The following is a 22,091-nucleotide window of genomic DNA, read 5'->3' on the forward strand; positions in this document are numbered from 1 at the left end:
CCTAAAACCGAAATATACCATAAAGACCACCGTTCCATTTTTGCTCTTTATCATAGGCAAAGCGCAGCCCCAGTGCTGGGCCCAGATTGACACTGCCAATATTAAGATCTAGAAAAGGATTTACTTTTATGTTGCTGTTGATTTTAGACAGTTCTTTAGCTTCACTAAATGTACGATTCTCCATGAGTCCGCTGGCACCATCGCGTTGAAAATAATATGTTGTTTGCCCAGACGTGGTGGTGTTAAAATCTTTACGCATACTGGCTCCTGCTCCCATAGAAATAAGATGGCTGAAATTATAACGTATCTGTATTGGAACTTGGAGTGTGAGATAATCTCGCTTTTCAAGATCACTAATGGCGTGGTAATAGAAATAGTTGGGTTTGCCATCAACAAGATAAAAGTGTTCGCCTTTTTCGTCTCTACGCGGAGATTGACTTTCGCGTTTAAAATAGCTGGCATACAGTTCTACCTGCCAATAGGGCTTGCGGTAGGGTGCTGTAGGGGCGATCCCGACCCCGATTTGATAACCGGTTTTAAATTTATGATGGAGTTCGTTCTCCCGTGGCGTACCAAATGTATTCGTAGCCCCTATCGTGATAAACGGGGACAGCGTACGTAAAAAGCGCGTTGTTGCGGTATTGGTTTTGATGGGAGGATTATTGTCAAAATAAATATTCGTATAAGCATCAAAGGATTTGTTCTTAAGCTTCTTTTGAGTTTCTACTTCAAATAGGATAAAGCCTTTGGTACTGTCCATATCCGTTATGTCCTTGGCCGCAGTCCCCGGCAGTGCTATGTCCTTGAAATGAAAAACCAAAGTGCCATCTTCTTTTAGATAGTAGCGGTAGCAACCACGGCTGGCGTCTGTATCACAACTGTCGCATTTAGGGTATAGCGCCTTTAGTTTAAACGTATTTTTTACAATCTCATCGGGTATACGCATTTCTAAACGTACATTCTTGGCATCTCCCTCCCCATCATTTTGGAATTGAACTTTATAGGTCATTGTCTTTCGTTTCTTTTGAAAGCGATAGTTCATCCGTGCTGGTTTGATTGACATTTTATTGGGGTCGTGCGATTTAACAATAGGAATATCAACTTGATGGACATTGGCAAGGCCATCTTCAGGAATAAATACCCCCGTAACGGTTACGATAGCATTGGTATCTACCAGCATGTCGGGTGTAACATCAAGGTTGATTAACGAAAACTGTTGCTCTCCATGGGACGGTTCTACATCGTATGCTGTTAGCGAGTTGTATGCGGCATAGAGTTCTTTAAAATAGTTGACAGCTTGTTGTTGGTTTTGAAATGTAGAGACCTCTTTGATCCCATAATCGGGTGATCCTGTCTTGGTAAAGGTCGATTGCTTGACACTGGCCCAAAGACCTTGTAGTCTGTTCGCTAAAACCAATGTGTCTATATTTTCGTTATAATATGCCGTTTGGTTGGCAAATTTGAAGCCATCCAATCCTGCGGCTTTTTCATTAGATAACAGATATATTTTTCCTTTCTTGCCGGCCGTCTGTACCCCTATCACGAGCGATAAGTCTTCGCCGGGTTTTGCATCCGAGAGCTTGAAGATTTGGAACGTACCATTTGAAGCGAAAAAATTCTGTTCAAAGCTATTGCTGTTTATACTCGCCAAGGCCGAAGGAGGTGCTGTGTTTTTTATCTTCCGTGTTGGTCGTTTCGGTTTGGGCCCATCATCATAGTTGTTTACTGCGTATAGGGAAACCTCGTATTCCCCTGGCTTAGCGTAGTTATGTACGGGTTCGGCTTGTGTGCTGAAGTGGCCATCTCCGAAGTCCCATAAGTATTTGTAATAGGGTGCTCGACCGCCCGGCACCTGGACCAATGGGCGTAATATAGGTTTAAAGGATATTCCGTTGGGATGTTGCTGAAAGTCTATTTTACTTTCAAAGGTATCGATTTGTACAATATTACTATCTTGTTGGGCAATGCTGGAAGAAGAGCCTAAGAGAAATATTAGGGTAATGATCCAAGATGTTTTCATAGCGGTCTACCTAAAGGTATGTCGGTTCATTAATAGTTAATATACACGATTTCACATATAATGATACCATGTAGCTTTGTTCAGTATTTGTCACTCTTTTAAAAGGGTAAATAAACATAGTTAAAATTCTTCTTATATGCAATATAATCGTCTTACTGAATAAAGTAAGACGTAATACCATATCCCTGCTGCGGATTTTTTTTTATCACCGAAATATTTTTACATTTACAGTGTAATGGCCAATTAAATGCACATAGACCAGATATATATTCAGTATCTCAAAGAGAATGACAGTAAAGGCATACAGCTTATATATAATAAATATGCTCGGCAGATTGTTACCCTCATAAAGCAAAATAATGGATCCGAGGATGATGGATATGATATTTTGCAGGAATCTCTTATGGATATTTATCACATGGCTCATCAACGTGATTTTGTCCTCACGACAAGTTTTGGTTCTTTCTTATCGTTAGTCTGTAAGCGGAAGTGGCTGAATGCGTTGAAGAAAAAACAACGGGAGCAGGTAACAAATAACGAGGATGAGTTATTATATGTTGAGGACAAGTCATACAGCGAGTGGGAGCAGATGTTATTGCAGATAGAAAAAGAAAATCATGTGATGGAGATGTTAGGAACATTGGGACAGAGCTGTCAAGATATTATACGACGTTGTTTAGTAGAAAAGCAACAAGAAAGAATAGCAGAATCCCTAGGGATTACCTATGCTTATCTCCGCAAGAAAAAAAGTGAGTGTATGTCGACCTTGATAAAAAGGGTTAAAGAAAGTAATATTTTCAAAAGTTTAAAGTAATGGAAAACCATTCAGAGAAAATACAAGATTATATCGAAGGACTCTTAGAGGGAGAAGAGCTTACGTCGTTTGAGGCTCAATTGGGCGTTGACAAGGAGCTTAGGACTATGGTAGGGCTACAGCGTGAAGTCTATGATATCTTAAATCGACGAGCTCATCAGCCAGAAGGTTCTTTGAAACTAACCTTGGAAGAAGTAAATAGACATTACCGGTCTACATCTCATTCTTCGAAGAGAAGGTTGACGAAGTGGCTGTCCATCAGTGCCGCAGCCTGTCTGTTGGTGGTTGGTTCGTTGTTTTTCTTTCAGGGATCGAATGAGTTGTACGAATTACCTACCATGCGGTCGGAAGTCGTACGAGGCAAGATGGAGAACGTCTCCTACGAGCATGCCGTGGGAGCTTTTAATGCTGGTAAATATAAGCAAGCCGGAGAGGTATTGTCTGTTCTTTTGGAAAAAGATCCGGAACAGATCCAGTATCAGTATTATTTGGGGCTTACGTATGTAGGTCGCAAAGAATGGGACAAAGCTATCGATAGACTAGTTCCGATCGCGAATGGTCCTTCTGTATTTTCTACGGAATCTAATTATTATTTAGCCTTAGCCTATTACAAAAAAGGAGATACAGACAGTGCCAAGATGTGCCTGAATAAGATTCCTGCTGAAGGTGCCATTGGTGAAAAGGCTGCCAAACTTCGAAAAGAAATGGATTAAGAATTGCGCATCACTTCCAGTAGCGTATCCAGATACTCTCTGTTGTTGGCTAATCGTGGAACTTTGTTTTGACCGCCTAGCTTACCTCTGGACTTCATCCACTTGTAAAAAGTAGTTGGTGGAGCATGGTGGACAATAGGCTTGTTCAGGGCCATGTTTTTGAAGCGTTTGGCATCATAATCTGAATTTATTTCACGCAGTTTTTGATCCAATGTTTCGCAGAACAGATTAAAATCAGAAGGTTTTTTGTCAAATTCAATCACCCATTCGTGTGCTCCTGCTTCGTTGGCATTGAAGTACACTGGACCTGCCGTATAATCTCTAATATTGGCGTTAGTTGCAAGACATGCTGCATGAAGCGCTTGTTCTGCATTATCAACGATTACCTCTTCGCCAAACGTATTGATGTACTGTTTGGTTCGGCCAGATATCTGAAAACGGTAAGGAGAAAGCGATGTAAATCGAATGGTATCTCCAATTTTATAACGCCACAGTCCCGCATTTGTCGATATAATCATGGCGTAGTTTTTACCAAGTGCTACTTCGTCAAGTCCCACTGTTTTAGGATGTTCATCCTCTAGAAACTCCATGGGCAGGAATTCGTAGTATATCCCATAGTCTAGCATCAGCAATAAGTCATCAGAGTCGGATTGGTCTTGAAGCCCAAAGTAGCCTTCTGAGGCATTGTAGTTTTCGAGATAATACATTTCATCAGAAGGAATCAGCTGTTTGAATTGCTCCCGATAGGGCTTGAAGCTGACTCCGCCATGTCCATAGAATTCGAGATTAGGCCATACCTCGAGGAGGTTGTCTTTTTTTGTAATCTCTAAGATACGATTGGCCATGACGATATTCCAGGTCGGCACTCCAGCTAGACTCGTGACATCTTCTTTTATCGTAATCTGTGCTATTTGTTCGATTTTCTCCTCAAAGTTGGGGTTTAATGTGACTTCCAGATTTGGAGTCCTTTTGAATTCGGCCCAAAAAGGGAGGTTACGGATAAGAATGGAGGACAGGTCTCCGTAATACGAATCGGGGCTGAAATTGTTGATTTGTGAAGAGCCACCTATCACTACAGACTTGCCGGTAAAAACCTTGTTTTCAGGTTTGTTGTGACAGTAGATGGATAGCATGTCTTTTCCTCCCTGATAATGGCACTCCTCCAATGCCTCCATACTGACGGGGATAAATTTGCTCCGATCTGAAGTGGTGCCTGATGATTTAGCAAACCACTTGATATCCGAAGGCCACAGGATATTTTGTTCGCCCTTGATCATGCGATCGATATAGCCTTTGATATCGTCGTAATCACTGATGGGCACTCGTCTCTTATACTCTTCGGGAGTCAGTATGCTTTTATAATCGTATTTTTTGCCCCATTCGGTAGCCTCTGCTGCGGATATCAAATTTTGAAACCACTCTTCTTGCACATCGTGCGGATACTTCATGAATAGCTCAATTTGGTGAATGCGCTTTTTCATGATCCATGTGAAGATAGAATTCAGTAGTTCCATAAGAGTCGTTTTGAGGTTATAATTTTTTGCGTCTTAGGACGAAATTTTGGCCGAGGTAGAATTTTCTTGCCATTTCACTGTCTGCAATTTCCTCTGGGGTACCTGTGAGCATAATCTTGCCCTCGGTCAGTAGGTATGCACGGTCTGTAATGGAAAGAGTTTCTTGTACATTATGGTCGGTGATCAATACGCCAATATTCTTTGCTTTCAATTTAGCAACTATGGTTTGGATTTCTTCGACAGCAATAGGGTCTACTCCGGCAAAGGGCTCATCCAGCAAAATAAAATTTGGATTCGCTGCCAATGCCCTGGCTATTTCTGTACGACGGCGCTCACCTCCCGAGAGTAAATCACCTCTGTTTTTACGAACGCGGTGTAAACTGAATTCAGTCAGTAATTCTTCTAGCCTATTTTTACGCTCCTCTTTATTGGGGTGATGTATTTCTAGGACGGCAAGGATATTGTCTTCAACGGACAGTTTTCGAAATACCGATGCTTCTTGAGCGAGGTATCCGATTCCTTTTTGAGCACGTTGGTACATCGCATCTTTGGTGATTTCATCTTCATCAAGGAAGACATGGCCATCATTTGGCTTTATTAGACCGACAATCATGTAAAAAGATGTGGTCTTGCCTGCACCATTGGGACCTAAAAGACCTACGATTTCTCCTTGCTCTACATGAAAGGATACGTCGTTTACCACCGTACGCTGCTTGTACTTTTTAACTAGATGTTCTGCTCTTAGTATCATCGATTTATTATTCGCTTATTGCAAACCTAAATAAAATGCTTTGTATTCACGAATGCTTGCTGTTTAAAAAATGATCAATTTTACAGTAAATTTGTCTCAGACACTCTATTGGCGCTATTACAGTCCAAGAAAGAGAACGTAAAGCAATGGGGCGTTGTTCGTTAATAACGGATTCCCTTGATATTCAATTGTAGATTTTTTTTTCCTCGCCAATTGTTTTCTTCAATGCTATAACATATATCGAAGGGCTTTTTGCTGTTGAGATGACTGATGTGTTCTGCAAGTCCAAAAGCTATACAGTTAAAGCTGGGCGAACCTTCTTGTACTGTGGTGAACTTGAGATGGTTGTTGCCCACTACATATGCTGATCCATGTAAGTTGACCTTTTTTGAAACAAAAATAGGTGCTTCATTTTGCGGACCAAATGGCTCAAACTGTTTGAGTATGCGATAGAACTTGGTATCGATATCGTTGAGCTCGATTTCAGCTTCAATAGAGACCTCTTGTTGCAGCATCTCTGGTTTTATCAAACGCTCTACTACTTCTTCAAACTTAGTCTGAAAGAGGGAGATGTTTTTTTCTTGCATGGTAAGGCCCGCAGCATACTTGTGACCGCCAAATTGATCTAGAAGATCGCTGCATTCGCTCAGCGCTTCGTAGAGGTCAAATCCTATAACAGAGCGTGCTGATCCAGCAATGTGGCCGTTGGTCTGTGTCAGGATGACTGTGGGGCGATAATAGCGTTCTGTAAGCCTGGATGCTACGATACCGATGACGCCTTTGTGCCAGTCCGATTTATACAGTACAGTTGATTTTCTGACTTTATTGACCTCATTGTTTTCTATAATAGCCAGTGCTTCTTCTGTGATCCTTAAATCAAAATCCTTTCGTAGGTTGTTTTGGTCATCAACAGCGGCCGAATAGGTTGAGGCCTCGTCTTTTGATTTGGAGATCAGTAGATTGACCGCCCCTTTTGCGTGGTCTATTCGACCTGCTGCATTTATACGAGGGCCTATTTGAAAGACTATATCATTTATCGAGAATATTCCTGTTTTATTGGAAGATAGTTCTATCAGAGCTTGCAGTCCTACAGATGGGTTGGAGTTGAGCTTTTTTAAGCCAAAATGTGTTAATATTCTGTTTTCACCGGTTATTGGGACAATATCTGAAGCAATACTGACAGCTACCAGATCCAGGTACTTGTAGGCTTCTTCCATATCCATTTCATTTTTTTGTATAAATGCCTGGATAATTTTAAAGCCTATTCCACAGCCTGACAATTCTTTGTAAGGATATGGACAGTCTACTCTTTTGGGGTCAAGGACCGCACAAGCATTGGGGATAGTTTCCCCCGGCAGATGATGGTCGCCAATGATAAAGTCTATACCGCGTGTATTGGCATATTCAATTTTTTCCAAGGCTTTGATGCCACAGTCAAGTGCTATAATAAGCGAAAAGTCATTTTCTGCGGCATAATCGATTCCTTTGGTAGAGATGCCGTAGCCTTCGGCATATCGATCTGGAATATAGTACTCGATGCGAGAATGAAAGGCACGAAAGAAACTATAGACAACAGCTACAGCAGTAGTCCCGTCGACATCGTAATCTCCATATATCATGATCTTCTCATTATTACCGATGGCCTGTTCGATTCGAGAGATTGCAATATCCATGTCTTTCATCAAGAAAGGGTCATGTAATTGCTCTAGGGAAGGTCTAAAAAAGGCTTTAGACTGTTCAAAAGTGTGGATTCCACGATTAACCAATAGCCGAGCAACTATAGGATTTACTCCCAGTTCAGATTGTAATTTATTGATTATGTTGCTGTCATTTTTTGGTTTCAGGACCCACCTTTTTTGCATACCTTTGCACTATATTTTGTATGTAAATATACATTTTCTAGGGCTCGTTACCTAATATTGCCTATTGTATTTCAATAGCTATAGGCTTAACTGTCATATTTACAAGATTATAAAAGATGATACAAGCATATTCCCTTTTTGAAGGTTCTTTTTCAGTTGATGGTACCAAAAAGTTTATTCCTTTTGATCCGTTGAAAGATGACCCGAAGAGCCGTCCTGGTTCTTTATTCGTTCATGTCCATCCTTTTTTGATTGTTGCTGGATGCGGTTTGATTCTGTGCGACACCGGATTAGGGTATCGTACCGAGGATGATGAGTTGTTGATCCATGCTAATATTCGTAAGCTTGGATTCGAACCCCATGATGTTAAGTATGTATTGATGTCACATCTCCATAAGGATCATGCCGGTGGTATGGTAGATTTTAAAGACGGTGTTGGGAGAATTGCTTTTCCGGAAGCCGAATATATTGTACAGCGTGGCGAATGGGAAAATGCGTATAGTTCGGAATCTGCATCCTATCGTACAGAGGTATTTGATGTATTGCAACGTAGTGGTAATCTAACACTGGTCGAGGGAGATGGTACTGTAAATAATGAGATCAGCTATGTGCTCAATGGAGGACATACGGAGTTTCATCAAGGTTTTCATATCGAAACTGGCGGTGAGCATTTTTTCTTTGGTGGAGACGTGTTGCCTGAACCGGAAGAATTGTTCAAGAATTTTATTGCGAAGTATGATTACGACGGTCGTGCATCTCGTGATAGGCGTAAGGAGTATTGGCAAGAGGGGGCGCCTGCAGGCTGGGTGTTTATGTTCTACCATGGCAAGTCTTTAGCTATAGGGAGGCCTAAGCAAAAAGAAGATGGCGCTTATATTTTGGTAGACGCAAGCAAAACAGCGTAGCCCTGCCCAACTTACCTGTTGTATATACGTACAACTTTAGTTAAATTTGATTAATGTCTATTTTATAACTAATAAAAATAATCATGTCGGTAGTTAGAGAAAGTGATCTTATTGGCATTGGAAAAAAGTATCAGATTGAAACCGAAGCAGGGGACAATATGGTTGTCGTAATCCATGATGATGGTCGTCGCGAGTTATATCGCCGTGATGATGAAGATAATGATACGCAATGTGTGATGACTCTTTCTGATGAAGAGTCTCGGCAGATAGCTGGTATTCTGGGCGGGCTGTCCTATAAGCCAAAAGCGTTGGAAACCATTGAGGTGGCATTGGATGATTTGCGTATTGAGTGGTATAAAATAGATGTTTCCGATGATTGGGCTAATCGCAGTATCGGAGACCTGGCTGTACGACAAAAGACAGGTGCTTCTATTATTGCTGCTATTCGAGAAGATGAAACTGTTATCAATCCCGGCCCGGATTATGTAATAGCGACTGGTGTTACACTGGTTATTGCGGGAAAAGCCAAGAATATAAAACTGTTAAAAGAAATATTGTTGTAGCTCGTCTATGTCGCATATTATAATATTAGAAATAGGAATTGCTGTTTTACTGGTAGCTTCAGTTGGTTTGTTGGCTAATAAGCTGCGTTTTTCGGTAATACCTTTTTTTATTATTATAGGGATGTTTCTTGGTAATAAGGAATATCCGGACTTTTTGGTGAGGTTTTTAGAGCAAACCGATAATCATGGCCTCACTACGGCTATAGAGAAGGTTTGGGGCTTTTTTACATTTTCTGAAAGTAAGCCCTTTATCGAATTTATGGGCCGATTGGGAGTGTTATTTCTTCTCTTCTATCTCGGTCTCGAGTTTTCTGTAGGGCGGCTCATAAAATCAGGGAAATCTATTATTATTGGTGGTTCTTTGTATGTTGCACTTAATTTTGTCTCCGGATTATTCATCGGATGGTTGATGGATCTTCCTTTTAAGGAGGTGATGGTATTAAGTGGTTTGATGACCAGTTCGTCGACGGCCATTGTCGCTAAGGTACTGACCGACTTGAAGCGTACTGCTAATCCAGAGACAGAGGTTATCATGGGCATGATTATGTTTGATGATCTTTTTATAGCCATGCACATATCGTTCTTGTCCGGTTTGATTTTGGCGGGAGGTACTTCGGTATGGGCTGTATTGGGTACATCCTTGTTGGCGCTGGGTTTTATTCTCACTTTTTTGATTTTAGGCAGAAAACTGATTCCTTTTATTGATCGGTTACTTCAAGATAAATCGTCCGAACTCTTTATACTTATCCTATTTAGTCTGCTTTTTGTTATTGCCGGTTTTTCGGAGACGATTCATGTGGCTGAGGCCATTGGGGCGTTGATGGCCGGTTTGGTGTTTGCAGATTCAAAGTATATCAAGAAGATCGAAGCGATGGTTCTACCTTATAAGGATTTTTTTGGAGCCATGTTTTTCTTCAGTTTTGGGCTATCTATAGATATCTACACTTTAGGAGGAGCTATCGGTTGGGCTACACTGGCTGCAGTTATTACGGTTGTTTGTAATGTGGCTTCTGGTTATTTTGCCTCTCATTTTTCGAAAATGAAGCCCCGTGCGTCTTTCGATATCGGTTTTACGCTATCGGCTAGGGGAGAGTTCTCTATTATCATGGCCAATATAGGTAAGGCCGGCGGCCTTCTTCCTATATTGCAGTCCTTTGTTGTTGTGTATGTTTTGATCCTTTCCATTGTGTCTCCCTTATTGACCAAAGAGTCGAGGAAGATATGGAATGCGCTATTTGGCAAAGAGGGGGGAACTGTAAAGCCTAAGAAGACCTTGGCTGAACTAGAAGCCAGTGTCTTGCTAAAGAAAGACTAAAGAAAGCCCAGTTCTAACTTAGCTTCTTCACTCATCATATCTCTATTCCAAGGTGGATCAAACGTAAGTTCTACTAAAGACTCATTCACACCATCGATAGCGGCCACTTTACGTTGCACTTCATCCATGATTTCTCCTGCTACAGGACATCCTGGAGCGGTCAGGGTCATGACTGTTTTTGCGATGCCTCCTTCTTTGGTGATTATTTCGTAGACAAGTCCCAAGTCGACAATATTAGCGGGTTTTAACTCAGGGTCATATACACTTTCCAGTGCTTCTTGTATTTTGGGCGCTAAACCTAGCGGGTCCATGATGATGATACTCATTGTATTTTTGATTGTTGTATTGCCTCTTTATATATCCTTTCTAATAATAATACGTTTTTTTGAGCAGAATAATTGTCGAAAAAGTCTTTTTTACAATTGTCGGATATTATTTCCTTGTCATCGGTCGATAAGGACATCCAATTATCGAGCGTTTCTTTTAGACTTTTTTTATTGTTGGGTTCGAAGAGAAGACCATTTTTACCTGGACGGATCATCTCTTCTAATATGCCGATCTTGCTGGCGATAACGGGGGTGCCGCATGCAAAAGCTTCTAAAACCGTCATAGGCATGCCTTCAAACCAAATGGAGGGAACGATTAGTGCCTGACTTTGGGATACATATTGGTGAAGTATTTCTTTACTTTGAAAACCTCCGTAAATGATGTTAGAGTGTATTTCGCTTGCTTCTTTGACCCGGTCACGGAGGGGTCCATCACCATATATCTTGATGGTATATTGGGATAGTGAAAAAGCCTTAAGTAAGGACTCTACTCCCTTTTCCTCGGAAAGTCGACCTATGTATACGAAGAAATCTTTTTTTTGAACTTTATAAGGCTCCGAGTCCTCAACGGCGAAATTCGGCTTTATCGCGATTTGATCAGCGTTGAGTCCAAGCGTCGAGTTTAAAAACAGCTGTTTGCCGAACTCAGAAAAGGTAAGAATGCGTTCAATATTTTTCCAGGTTCCCAATCTTTTATGCAGATAGACCGTAAATGCTGTCCAAAAAGTCTTCAGCAAAGAGTTGTCTAAAACTTTATTTCGGATGGATTTCCAGGGGAACTCTCGATCTATAGTGTCTGTAAATACGGTATTGTTGTGAAAAAGATTGGCCGAGGGATCCAGAAGCCGAAAATTATGTAATGTCAAAACAACGGGTATGTTGGCTTGGTGTAATTTTCGGAACAGCAGTGGACCTATGGCGTAGTGCGTGTTGTGGATATGTACTACGTCCGGATTGAATCCATTAACCTGTTTCATTATTTTGCGTGATGCGCAAACATTCCATGGATATAAGAAAAATTGGAGCAGTCCCTTTAATCCTTTTTTGTTGTGAAAGGAGATGGTTTCAACTTGATGCGCTGCTTCCGTTAAGATTGCCGCTTCCTGTGCAAAAACAACATCTTCGCCTCCTTTATGTTGATAGAAATTATGGATTATCAGAATACGCATGATCGAAATATAAATACAAAATTATCATTTTCATTTTGTATTCTGAGGGTTTAGGCTTAAATCTTATATAATAGCGTCTAGACGCCGTTATTGAAGGAATTGTATGGGTAGGATTTTACGGATTGTCTCGTTAAGAACAGATTATTATGTATCTTAGCGTATGATTACGAAAAGTGTTTTTGGCAACGCAATTTTTTCAGATAAAATTAGTGTGGCACTGGGAAATGTACAGTTCCCAGAAGGCCCAACTAATCTATATCAACCTATACGATACATACTTTCTTTAGCAGGGAAGCGTATCCGTCCTCAATTAGTCCTGTTGGGCGCAGATTTATTTGGTGATACACCTATTGATGAAGTGGTCCCCGCATCTGTTGCGATCGAGTATTTTCATAATTTTACGTTGATCCATGATGATATCATGGATAAAGCGCCTTTGCGACGGGGCCAAGAGACCGTACATCAAAAATGGAATGACGATATAGCTATACTTTCTGGTGATGCCTTGCTTATTAAAGCTTATGAACAATTGGCTCAATGCCCTGCAATAGTTGTCCCATCGTTATTGAAGACTTTCAATAAGGTCGCTTTGGAAGTTTGTGAGGGGCAGCAGATGGATATGGATTTCGAGACTCGGGAGCATGTATCGAAAGAAGAGTATGTCAATATGATTCGGTTGAAGACCTCTGTTTTATTGGGAGGAGCTCTGGAGATGGGGGCCATTATAGCGGGCGCTTCAAATCAAGAGAGAAGTAAGTTGTACCGTTTTGGAGAAAACTTGGGAATTGCTTTTCAGTTGCAAGACGATATTCTAGACGCTTTTGGTGATCCTGCTACTTTTGGCAAACAGATCGGTGGCGATATTATTGTAAATAAGAAGACTATATTGCATATTCTGCTAAAACAAGAGTTAGATGTAGCTGACTTTGCTTTGTTTACTACGATTTTAGAGATGCCAGCTTCAAAATCTGAGTCCAAAATTCAACAGATGAAAGAATTATATCAGAAATATGCTGTTTTGGACAAAGCAAATGCATTAAAAGAAGCGTATACGAGGCGAGCGTATGCCAGTTTGGACGAGATAGAGGTCGAGAACAGGCGAAAAGAAGATCTTTTTAGCCTCGCTGATCATTTGATGAACAGAGCTCGCTAATAAATTACTTAGGAAATTATAGGTTATTTCACTAAATTGGTTATCTTATTATAAATAACTGAGTTGTAAATTTTCATGGAGCCGATAAAAATCACCATATTTCAAGCTTACCTATTTTGGGAGAATGCGGAGAAAAATCTGCAGAACTTAAGATTGCGACTGTCTTCACTTAAAGAGAAAACAGATTTAATTCTTTTGCCTGAAATGTTTAATACCGGTTTTACGATGAATGTCGAGAAGTGCGCGGAGCGTATGGATGGACGGACGATGCGTTGGATGTACGACACGGCTATTGCGTTTGACTGTGTCGTTGCTGGTACGCTTATTATTGAAGAAGAAGGCCGGTATTATAATCGATTCGTATGGATGTCTCCTGATGGCAGTTATGTGCATTATGACAAGCGGCATCTCTTTGCTATGGGGGGTGAAGACAAGTTGTTCACGGCAGGTAATTCTCGTGTAGTGACCAAGGTGAAGGGGTGGAAGATATGTCCGATGACTTGTTATGATCTCCGTTTTCCAGTATGGTCCAGGAATCAGGAAGAAGGTTATGATTTACTGGTATATACGGCGAGTTGGCCTGATAAGCGCTCTGCTCATTGGAGGGCTTTGATTCCCGCTCGGGCTATCGAAAATCAAGCATTTGTCATTGGGGTCAATAGAGTTGGGCATGATGGCAATGAGGTGTATTATTCGGGAGGATCGATGTGTATCTCGCCATTAGGGGATGTGGTCTACTACAAGCCTGAGGACGAAGATTTATACACTTTTACGCTCAATCCCAAAGATCTTGAAAATACGAGGGATAGATTTCCTTTTCTACGAGATAGAGACCAATTTTCTTTATTGTAATTTTCTTGTTTTCCCTTGTTGCTGTATTGCTGGATCTGATGCCGGCTTAATGGTAAGGGCGTTCTAATATCGCTGATTGGATGACTGCTTGACGCAGGTCAAAAGCAATTGGTTCTTGTTTTTCTTCAACTTCTTCAAGATCTAATTTTGGATTTTTTTTCCGAGATTCCCTTATACGTTGTACTTCGTCAGGTATTTCTTGTATGGTGTTGCTTTTTGTTACAAAGCTTGGAGCCGTCTTCGAGATGTTGGGTTGCGGTACTGGCGGTGGTGTAGGATTATATTGCCTAGGCTTTACATCGGTCGTTGCAGTTTGTTGCTGGACGACAGGAGGGCGTTGTGGCCCCCTTTTAGCGGACTTTTCCATCTCCTCTTTATAATTTGTGTAAATCTTGTAGACAATTGAACCTACAAACAGCAATACAACCACTAGATTTTCCATAGGAATAAATATAGGTAATTTTGACGTTAAAGTTATAATGTTAAAATAAAATTTGCATATTGAATGTGAAATTGCTTAATTGCATAAACAACCTAAAATTATAACTAACTAATGAATGAATCTACAGTAATTTCGGAGGAATTTTTTTCCTTTTTATCGGGGAAAGCATCGACGGCAATCTCGAGGCGATTGCAGCGTAATCTAAAGGATTTTAAATTGAACATCACAGCGGAGCAATGGAGTATTCTGTACTATTTGTGGATGGAAGAGGGACTCACGCAGCAGGAGTTGGCAAACTTCACTTTCCGGGATAAACCCAGTATCACGCGATTGATCAACAATTTAGAACGGCTAGGTATGGTGATACGTGTGAATGATAAGCAAGATAGACGGTCCAATCTGATTTATTTAACGAAAGAAGGTAGAAGACTTAGAGAGGTGGGGATGAGACAGGCTTCTTTGACCGTTCAAGAGTCTTTGGAAGGTGTAGATCAAGATGAATTAAAAATAGCTCAACAGATATTAGAGAAGGTATTTCAAAACCTGAAATGAACTTTTCTAGGTTATCCATAAAAAAATCCTCGCCGTTGATCTGGTCGAGGATTTATTATGGCTTTATATGTCCGTGCCTAGTGGTTTAGAAACTCTTCTTTAGCAAAAGAATTTTCTCTCTTATTAAGACGGCCAGTATCTTTGAAGTAAATATCTTGAAAACTCAACGTCGTGATATTATCTGTTTTACGGAAAAACTTGTCTGCAGTAACGTCATCCAATGTTTTGAAACCACAAGCTTCCATGATTTCTACAGTAGCCCGCAGGGTATTTCTATGGAATTGAGCGACGCGAACATATTTATCTTCGACATCTAGTCCTTTATAAAGATGTGGACGCTGTGTGGCTACACCGACTGGACAGACATCTTCATTACATTTCAAGGCCTGAATACAACCTAATGCAAACATCATACCTCTAGCGCTATAACATGCATCAGCACCCAAGGCTATTGCTTTCAATAGATCAAAACCGGTAACGATACGACTCGATGCAATGATTTTGATATGTTTCTTTAGACCGAAGTTTATGAGTGTCTTTGTAATAAAAGTCAGGGCATCATATAGAGGCATACCCAAGTTGTCTGTGAACTCTAATGGCGCAGCTCCTGTTCCTCCCTCAGAACCATCGACTGATATGAAGTCTGGGAATATCTGTGTTGTCTGCATCGCATGACAGATATCGATAAACTCTTGCTTATCACCGATACATATTTTGAAACCTATTGGTTTAGCTCCTGATAGATCTCTTAGTTTCTGTACGAATTGCATCATTTCCAAAGGCGAGGAGAATGCGCTGTGTGCCGGCGGCGACATTACATCTGTTCCAGGAACAACGTGGCGGATCGCTGCAACTTCAGGTGTGTTTTTGGCGGCAGGCAGTATACCTCCATGTCCTGGTTTCGCACCTTGAGATATTTTAAGCTCGATCATTTTGACGTACGGTCTATGTGCCTTTTCAGTAAATAGGTCCGCATCGAAATAGCCGTGCTCATCCCGACAACCGAAGTAACCCGTACCGATCTGCCAAATCAAATCCCCTCCGCTGATGTGGTAGTTGCTGATTCCTCCCTCACCTGTATTATGAGCAAAGTTTTGCAATGCTGCTCCTTTATTTAGTGCAGTGATTGCAGTTTTACTCAAAGCTCCATAACTCATCGCTGATATGTTATAGATACTTAAGCTGTAAGGCTGTTTACATGCGTTGTTACCCACCATGGTACGTAGGTCATGGTTCTCTATGTGTGTAGGAAAAATAGAATGCGCTATCCATTCATTGCCAATCGCTTGTGGGTCAGATTGCATCCCGAATGCTACGGTCTCGCGTTGATTCTTTGCCCGTTGGTAGACAATAGAACGCTGTCTTCTGTTGAACGGACGTCCATCGGTATCCGACTCCCAAAAGTACTGTCTTAATTCAGGACGGATCGATTCAAATATGTATCTGAAATAACCGACCAAAGGGTAGTTGCGCAGTATAGCGTGGCTTGTCTGCACACTATGGTATACTGCAATAATCAATAATGGTACTGGGATAATTAAAAGCCAAAACCAACGGGGCGTAAAAATAATTCCAAAAGAAATGATAATTAAGTTTACAATAATAATGGATACAAGAATTAATTTTCTAACTGCCATGACTAATATGAAGTTATTCTATGAACAAACGTTTGTTAGCTTCGTTTGTTTTAATTTATAGCAAAATTAATAAGTAATTTGGGCTTTATGATACAGGTTTAAACTTTTACTTTATTCGTAAGCAAAGGGTTATTTCTGTCTGCTTTTAATAATGAAATCAGATAAATGTTGATAGATTTGAGTTAGCTCATTTGAATAACTTAAGAAATGCAAATGTCTGTTTATTGTGCCTAGGTCATTTCTTACTGCAGGGCCGGTCTGTACCTCAGACGGGAGATGGTTTTGTACCTTATTTGCGGTCTCTAAAATGATTGGACGAAGTAAATCGAAGTCGAGATTTTGACGTTCTAAAACCTGTTGGGCTATATTAAAAAGTGCGTTAGGAAAGTTATTAACTAATACAGCAGCAAGGTGTAAGGCCAGTCGCTGTTCGGTATTACAGGAAAACAGATGCGGGGCTATTGGGCTGATCAGATTGTGAATAGTTTGGTACGTTGCAGCATCGTCCGCTTCAATTCCTATGGGCACGTGTATCATGTCGATATTGACCTGTTTACTTATGCTCTGTGCGGGATATATGACTCCTTTTTTAGGGAAGCGATTTAATACCTCCAGAGGGGTTGCTCCTGAAGAGTGTACAACTATCCCATGTGTAATGGATGGCATGTCTGCAACAACCTGTGGAATGGCACTGTCAGCGACAGCAATGAGATAGATATCTGCTTCTAGGTTCAGTTGGTTGAGGTCAGCTGTTGCTTGTGCTTTAACGGCGTCAGCCAATGCTTTTGCATTGGCTGACTGTCTGCTGTATACTTGTGCGATCTGATGGCCATTTTGGTAGAATGCCTGTGCAAAAAGGGTTGCTACATTTCCGCTGCCTAATATTACAATGTTCATATCTACACTTTTGCTGTATTCTTTTTGCCTTCCTTGACTCGTCTATATATGGCCATACAGAAACCGACGGTCATCACGATGGTACCCAGCCAGAAAAAGTTGATATAAGGGAACTTAATGGCTTTGAAAACAATCCATTTCTTCTCTGGAAGAGGTTTTTGATAGACCATAATTTCTAGCTTATCTTTTTCAGGCAGTATATTCGCAAATCTGAATTTCAATCCCTGTTCGCTGACATCTTTATTAAAGTCATAGGCATTTCCGTCTTTTAATAAAAAGGTTGGTTCCGCTTCATACGTCTTTTGATCCGCAGCGATGACTTTTATTTTAAGGCCAACAATAACGTCGGTCGGTTTTAACGGTATATTTTCCAGTTTAGCATTTTTATTGATGCCCTCTATGACGAATACTCCATTCCTATACCGTAAGGTATCTCCAATATTAACCTGATAAGTAGCTGGTTCGTCATAATCCTCAAATCCTGTTTTCTCTTCGTCTTTAATCTTGCTCATTGGAGCTTGAGAATCCGCCGCAGCAGCAGTGATCAGCGTATAGATATCATGACTTATATAGTGCTTCGTTGCTGGAGTACCTATGAGTCCTCCCATATCGGGGTTGTTCTGTGCAAAAGGGCTTAAGACAAAGTGTTCTTTGACTTTACCGCTTTCTTCATCCAATCGCTCGTACTTGATATGGTAGTATACGTTGGGTGGAGCGACACTGTCACCGATATAAGTGATTTTGTAATCTCCCATTTGTACTGGTTCACCTTCTGTAAGGAAAAGGTTTTCCCCAGGATCGGTGAATTTATCCCCTTCTTTACCAAAGTTTTGAACACCGATATAACCACTGTCATTGATCGATATGACTTCATTGGTAGCCGCTGCGATCAAGGCTCCCAGTACGAGTAGACCAAAACCTATGTGCGATACTGCGGATCCGGTCAGTTTCCACTTGCCTTTGAATGCGTCACCTAATATCCGAATGTTAGCAATAACACAGAATATAGCAGTGAATGTAATCAAGACATACATGACATTGCTATATACTTTGGTGAAGTAAATGACAATTGCCGCTATCAAGATGCTTACGAGTAAGGACGCTAAGATCGCTGCCCAGAATTTTTTGCTGTCTGTGCGTTTGTATTTTAAGAATTGCGCTACTGCGGTGAGTAATAAGATGACTACGGCAAATGCTCCTTGCCACTTGTTGTAGTGTGCTATTGGATCGATCGGTGGAGCTACCTTCGTTCCGAATAAGGCATTGAAAACAGGGATTGAAGTCGTGGCTATCATCTGTACGCAAGCTACGGTCAATACCAATGCCCCTATAAACAACCAAAACTCACGAGAGTAGATATCTTCTTCTTTTTGGGTGCGTGGTAGATCTTTTCTTCGCCACACCAAGAGACCGATCGTGATCAGTAAAAAGGTCAGATTAAACCAGATCAGTTGGCCGGACATTCCTAAGCTGGTAAAGGAGTGTACGGAAGTTTCGCCCAGGATTCCCGAACGGGTCAGGTACGAAGCGTATATTACAAGTACAAAACTGATGAGCGATAGTAAGGTCGCGGTGAAGAAACCATGACCAGAATGTTTATAAGCTAGTATTACGTGTACCGCAGCAATCAGGGTAAACCAAGGGATGATGGATACGTTCTCTACGGGATCCCAAGCCCAAAAACCACCAAAGTTTAAGGCTTCGTAGGCCCAAAACGATCCCATTATGATACCTGCTCCTAAAATCATCACAGCGAATAATGCCCAAGGTAAGCCAGGAGTCATCCATTCTTTATAGCGTCTCTGCCATAATCCAGCGGCAGCGTAGGCAAAAGGTACAATCATGGATGCAAAACCCAAGAATAAAGTAGGAGGGTGGATTACCATCCAATAGTTTTGGAGCAAGGGGTTCAAGCCTGTTCCATCAGCAATCATGGAAAGGTAATTTGGATCCTTCAAGATCGGTATGTCCAAGGCATCCCGTAATAGTATAAACGGGGAGCTGCCGATACGATTTCCAAATATTTCTACGCCGATGAGCATACTCGCTAAAAATGTCTGGCAAAGCATGACGAAAGTCATCACTGGTGTTTCCCAGCTTTTCGCTCTAAATACCAGGACGGTTCCCAGGACCACTTGCCAAAACATCCAAAGCCAAAAGCTTCCTTCCTGGCCTTCCCAAAATGACGATATGATGTAATGGGTAGGGAGCGATTTGGAAGAGTGGCTCCAGACATAGTGATATTCGAAATAATGATTATAGATTAAATAGAACAGAATGGTGCCGATCGTGACAATCGAAATTGCGTTAGCAAAAAAACCAATACGACCTAATTTTTTCCAGTGTGGCTCCTCCGGGTTTTTGGTCGCAAAAAAATAACTGATCAGCGATAATAAGGAGGCTCCAAAAGATAGAATAACAAAAAATTGCCCTATCTTTCCTGGCAATAGGTGCTCGCCTATGTAACTAATATCCATTATAATAATTAAAAAAATTAGAAGTCAAAAGTTGAATCATTATAATGAAGCAGTCGTTGCTTCAATTACCTCAACCTGGTCTTTGTTGTATTTCGAAGGACATTTCATCAAGATCTTAGAGGCATGAAATGTATTGCCTTCCATCTTTCCCGTTAATACGATTTGTTCTGACCGTTCGATATCTTGTGGTTTTGAACCATTGAATACGACCTGGCATTCCGTACTGTCGTTGTCGTACATGTAGAACGAAAAATGGTTGGCATCTTTTACGGGATCGTAATGTAACTCTTTCTCTTTATTCAACACACCGACTACGTACAATTCCGTGTTTTTTTCTTTGGCTTCTGCAAAAGTCGAATACGTACTGGAATCTGTGTAAATAACCAAAATCATAGCTATTGCTATTGCTATGATGACAATTAAGATGATTGAACTTTTTTTCATTTATGTATTTATTGTGGTAATGGTATGAACCTATACCCGGTATTTGTTTTATTTTCTAGTTGTGATAGAATCAATCACAAAATTACAAAAAGGGAAATGAAAGAAGGAATTTAGCAAGATTGTCAACCTATTTAGAGTAAATCTAAATAGGTTGTGAGATTTCTTTAACACTTTGATATACAGTATTTAGTTGTTGTTTTGTTTTCTTTCTTCCATAATAATGGACGTAATTGGGGTATTACATCATCAATATTACAAATCTGGAGGGGAAAAACCTTCGTTATCATTTAAATCGTACCATTGTCTTGATTCTGATCATCTATTTGGAGAAATTTTTCTCCAGAAAATCGTGTTACTAACATCGATGCTATCGTATCCCCTGTAGCATTGAGTACTGTTGCCGGTGGATCGACCAGTGCTCCGATGATCATGATTGCGGGTATAGCTTCATTGGGTATATTATATACAGATATCATCAGCATTTCGCCTATGAATCCTCCATTGGGTATTCCGCCAGCTACCATGCTGACTAATAGGGTTATCCCTACAGCCATGAATAAAGTCGATGGCTCAAAAAAGTTCCATTCCAGAATGGAAAAGGCGACATATATTTTAAGAATGGAGGATATTGCGGATCCATTTTTATACAGCGTATTGCCCAGTGGTATTACTACATTGGCGACGCCGCTGGGCACTCCTATTTTTTTAGCGGCTAATAGATTCGATGGGAGTGTCGCTAGGCTGCTGCATGTGCTCAATGCGGTGAGTGACGGGGTGATGTTATTTTTCCAGAACAATGGTACACCTCTCTTTCCTCGGGCAATAAACGCATATAGCGAAAACATAGTGAAGAAAAATACGGTGCCAAAAATATAATAGAAAGCCAGGGGTTTGGCATAAAAGCCAAATAGTTCTGCGCCGAGCTCATGTACTTGGTATGCGAAGTAGGCACCTAAACCAATAGGGCCTAGTTTCATGACAATATCGAGCATGTTTTTCATGACTTCATTGCCCGCTATCAAAAAACGTAAGAATGGAGTGCCAATTTCCCCGCTTTTTCGGACTGATATGCCTACTAAAAAGGAGAAAATAACAAATGCTAATATATTCTGACGGGATAGTAAATTGACAAATTCGCCGACAGTAACAAAACGTACGATTTTATCGCCCCAACTGTCATTTGCTGCATTGATAAGGGCTTCGTCCATGCCCTGACCGTCGCTTACCGCAGTGACGGGAAATGCCCAGAGTCCCAGTATGGTTAAGATTGCGGCAATGGCTATGGTGATGATAAAAACGAAAGACATAGTGGTCAGTATGCGCCCCAGTCGATTATTGCCCTCGATATTGGCGACAGCAGAAGATATTGCGAAGAACAACAAGGGTATGACCGCTACAAATAGCAGGTTAAGGAAAATGTCACCTAATGGCTTTATATACGGTACAACGGCGGGGAGGAACAAGCCTACGAGGCTACCGATACTGATTCCGATCAGAAGCAGGATTATACTGCTGTAGTTTTTGATAATAGATTGCATAAGCGATTAGTCTATAGCTAAAATAGCTTATTTTTTTATCAATCTATACTTAGGTCTTTTTAAATATAAAAATATATCCGAATTGTATTTTTTTTATAAATATAGATTTGGGGATACAAACATTTGTCTAAAATAACCTTAAGTTTG

20 protein-coding genes are annotated in these 22,091 nt (G+C 40.8%); 8 read left to right on the forward strand and 12 right to left on the reverse strand.

Annotation, left to right across the window (positions count from 1 at the left end):
- Window position 1: 1 nt before the first annotated feature.
- A complete protein-coding gene (locus M472_RS25745; RefSeq protein WP_021068704.1) occupies window positions 2-2,020 on the reverse strand; it encodes a PKD domain-containing protein in 2,019 nt (672 codons plus the stop codon).
- Between the two features lie 247 nt (window positions 2,021-2,267).
- Here M472_RS25745 and M472_RS25750 point away from each other — a divergent pair, with 247 nt between their 5' ends.
- A complete protein-coding gene (locus tag M472_RS25750; RefSeq protein ID WP_021068705.1) occupies window positions 2,268-2,834 on the forward strand; it encodes an RNA polymerase sigma factor in 567 nt (188 codons plus the stop codon).
- Complete coding sequence (locus tag M472_RS25755) at window positions 2,834-3,547, forward strand: tetratricopeptide repeat protein (RefSeq protein ID WP_021068706.1); 714 nt, start codon at window positions 2,834-2,836, stop codon at window positions 3,545-3,547. The genes M472_RS25750 and M472_RS25755 overlap by 1 nt, the downstream gene beginning before the upstream one ends.
- Here the strand turns inward: M472_RS25755 and M472_RS25760 are convergent.
- From M472_RS25760 to recJ, 3 genes are all read right to left on the reverse strand, one after another.
- Window positions 3,544-5,061, reverse strand: coding sequence for a GH3 auxin-responsive promoter family protein (locus M472_RS25760; protein ID WP_021068707.1), 1,518 nt, complete (start codon window positions 5,059-5,061; stop codon window positions 3,544-3,546). The genes M472_RS25755 and M472_RS25760 overlap by 4 nt on opposite strands.
- A gap of 16 nt (window positions 5,062-5,077) precedes the next feature.
- Window positions 5,078-5,812 (reverse strand): LPS export ABC transporter ATP-binding protein, encoded by a 735-nt coding sequence (gene lptB / locus M472_RS25765; RefSeq protein WP_021068708.1) that lies wholly within the window; start codon window positions 5,810-5,812, stop codon window positions 5,078-5,080.
- 161 nt (window positions 5,813-5,973) lie between these two features.
- On the reverse strand, window positions 5,974-7,674 hold the full coding sequence (gene recJ, locus M472_RS25770) for a single-stranded-DNA-specific exonuclease RecJ (protein WP_021068709.1): 1,701 nt from the start codon (window positions 7,672-7,674) through the stop codon (window positions 5,974-5,976).
- A 116-nt stretch (window positions 7,675-7,790) separates the two neighbouring features.
- On the opposite strand from recJ, the gene M472_RS25775 reads away from it, so the two are divergent.
- The 3 genes from M472_RS25775 (at window position 7,791) to M472_RS25785 (ending at window position 10,457) form a co-directional block, all read left to right on the forward strand.
- Complete coding sequence (locus M472_RS25775; RefSeq protein WP_021068710.1) at window positions 7,791-8,579, forward strand: MBL fold metallo-hydrolase; 789 nt, start codon at window positions 7,791-7,793, stop codon at window positions 8,577-8,579.
- 83 nt (window positions 8,580-8,662) lie between these two features.
- Complete coding sequence (locus M472_RS25780) at window positions 8,663-9,142, forward strand: cation:proton antiporter regulatory subunit (protein ID WP_021068711.1); 480 nt, start codon at window positions 8,663-8,665, stop codon at window positions 9,140-9,142.
- Window positions 9,143-9,149: 7 nt separating this feature from the next.
- Window positions 9,150-10,457, forward strand: a complete 1,308-nt coding sequence (locus M472_RS25785; RefSeq protein ID WP_021068712.1) for a cation:proton antiporter — start codon at window positions 9,150-9,152, stop codon at window positions 10,455-10,457.
- Here the strand turns inward: M472_RS25785 and M472_RS25790 are convergent.
- Entirely contained in the window at window positions 10,454-10,783 is a 330-nt protein-coding gene (locus tag M472_RS25790; RefSeq protein WP_021068713.1) for a metal-sulfur cluster assembly factor, read from the reverse strand. The two genes, M472_RS25785 and M472_RS25790, sit on opposite strands and share 4 nt — an antisense overlap.
- Window positions 10,780-11,952, reverse strand: coding sequence for a glycosyltransferase family 4 protein (locus M472_RS25795; protein WP_021068714.1), 1,173 nt, complete (start codon window positions 11,950-11,952; stop codon window positions 10,780-10,782). Before M472_RS25795 ends, M472_RS25790 begins: the two co-directional genes overlap by 4 nt.
- 160 nt (window positions 11,953-12,112) lie before the next feature.
- On the opposite strand from M472_RS25795, the gene M472_RS25800 reads away from it, so the two are divergent.
- Both M472_RS25800 and M472_RS25805 read left to right on the forward strand, forming a co-directional pair.
- Window positions 12,113-13,105: a polyprenyl synthetase family protein gene (locus M472_RS25800; protein WP_021068715.1), complete on the forward strand. Its 993-nt coding sequence runs from the start codon at window positions 12,113-12,115 to the stop codon at window positions 13,103-13,105.
- A 75-nt stretch (window positions 13,106-13,180) separates the two neighbouring features.
- On the forward strand, window positions 13,181-13,957 hold the full coding sequence (locus M472_RS25805; RefSeq protein WP_021068716.1) for an amidohydrolase: 777 nt from the start codon (window positions 13,181-13,183) through the stop codon (window positions 13,955-13,957).
- A gap of 46 nt (window positions 13,958-14,003) precedes the next feature.
- Here M472_RS25805 and M472_RS25810 read toward each other — a convergent pair whose 3' ends face one another.
- On the reverse strand, window positions 14,004-14,399 hold the full coding sequence (locus tag M472_RS25810; protein WP_021068717.1) for a hypothetical protein: 396 nt from the start codon (window positions 14,397-14,399) through the stop codon (window positions 14,004-14,006).
- A 111-nt stretch (window positions 14,400-14,510) separates the two neighbouring features.
- Here M472_RS25810 and M472_RS25815 point away from each other — a divergent pair, with 111 nt between their 5' ends.
- Window positions 14,511-14,951: a MarR family winged helix-turn-helix transcriptional regulator gene (locus tag M472_RS25815; RefSeq protein WP_021068718.1), complete on the forward strand. Its 441-nt coding sequence runs from the start codon at window positions 14,511-14,513 to the stop codon at window positions 14,949-14,951.
- 77 nt (window positions 14,952-15,028) lie between these two features.
- On the opposite strand, the gene M472_RS25820 is transcribed toward M472_RS25815, so the two are convergent.
- The 5 genes from M472_RS25820 to M472_RS25840 all read right to left on the reverse strand — a co-directional run bounded on the left by M472_RS25820 (window position 15,029) and on the right by M472_RS25840 (window position 21,944).
- Window positions 15,029-16,588, reverse strand: coding sequence for an FMN-binding glutamate synthase family protein (locus M472_RS25820; protein ID WP_021068719.1), 1,560 nt, complete (start codon window positions 16,586-16,588; stop codon window positions 15,029-15,031).
- Between the two features lie 129 nt (window positions 16,589-16,717).
- Entirely contained in the window at window positions 16,718-17,485 is a 768-nt protein-coding gene (locus M472_RS25825; protein WP_021068720.1) for a Rossmann-like and DUF2520 domain-containing protein, read from the reverse strand.
- 2 nt (window positions 17,486-17,487) lie between these two features.
- Window positions 17,488-19,962 (reverse strand): heme lyase CcmF/NrfE family subunit, encoded by a 2,475-nt coding sequence (locus M472_RS25830; RefSeq protein ID WP_021068721.1) that lies wholly within the window; start codon window positions 19,960-19,962, stop codon window positions 17,488-17,490.
- 39 nt (window positions 19,963-20,001) lie between these two features.
- On the reverse strand, window positions 20,002-20,406 hold the full coding sequence (locus M472_RS25835) for a cytochrome c maturation protein CcmE domain-containing protein (RefSeq protein WP_022829247.1): 405 nt from the start codon (window positions 20,404-20,406) through the stop codon (window positions 20,002-20,004).
- Window positions 20,407-20,693: 287 nt separating this feature from the next.
- On the reverse strand, window positions 20,694-21,944 hold the full coding sequence (locus tag M472_RS25840) for a dicarboxylate/amino acid:cation symporter (RefSeq protein WP_021068723.1): 1,251 nt from the start codon (window positions 21,942-21,944) through the stop codon (window positions 20,694-20,696).
- Window positions 21,945-22,091: the final 147 nt, after the last annotated feature.

Origin of the sequence: Sphingobacterium paucimobilis HER1398 (assembly GCF_000416985.1) — a bacterium.
Taxonomy (GTDB): domain Bacteria; phylum Bacteroidota; class Bacteroidia; order Sphingobacteriales; family Sphingobacteriaceae; genus Sphingobacterium; species Sphingobacterium paucimobilis.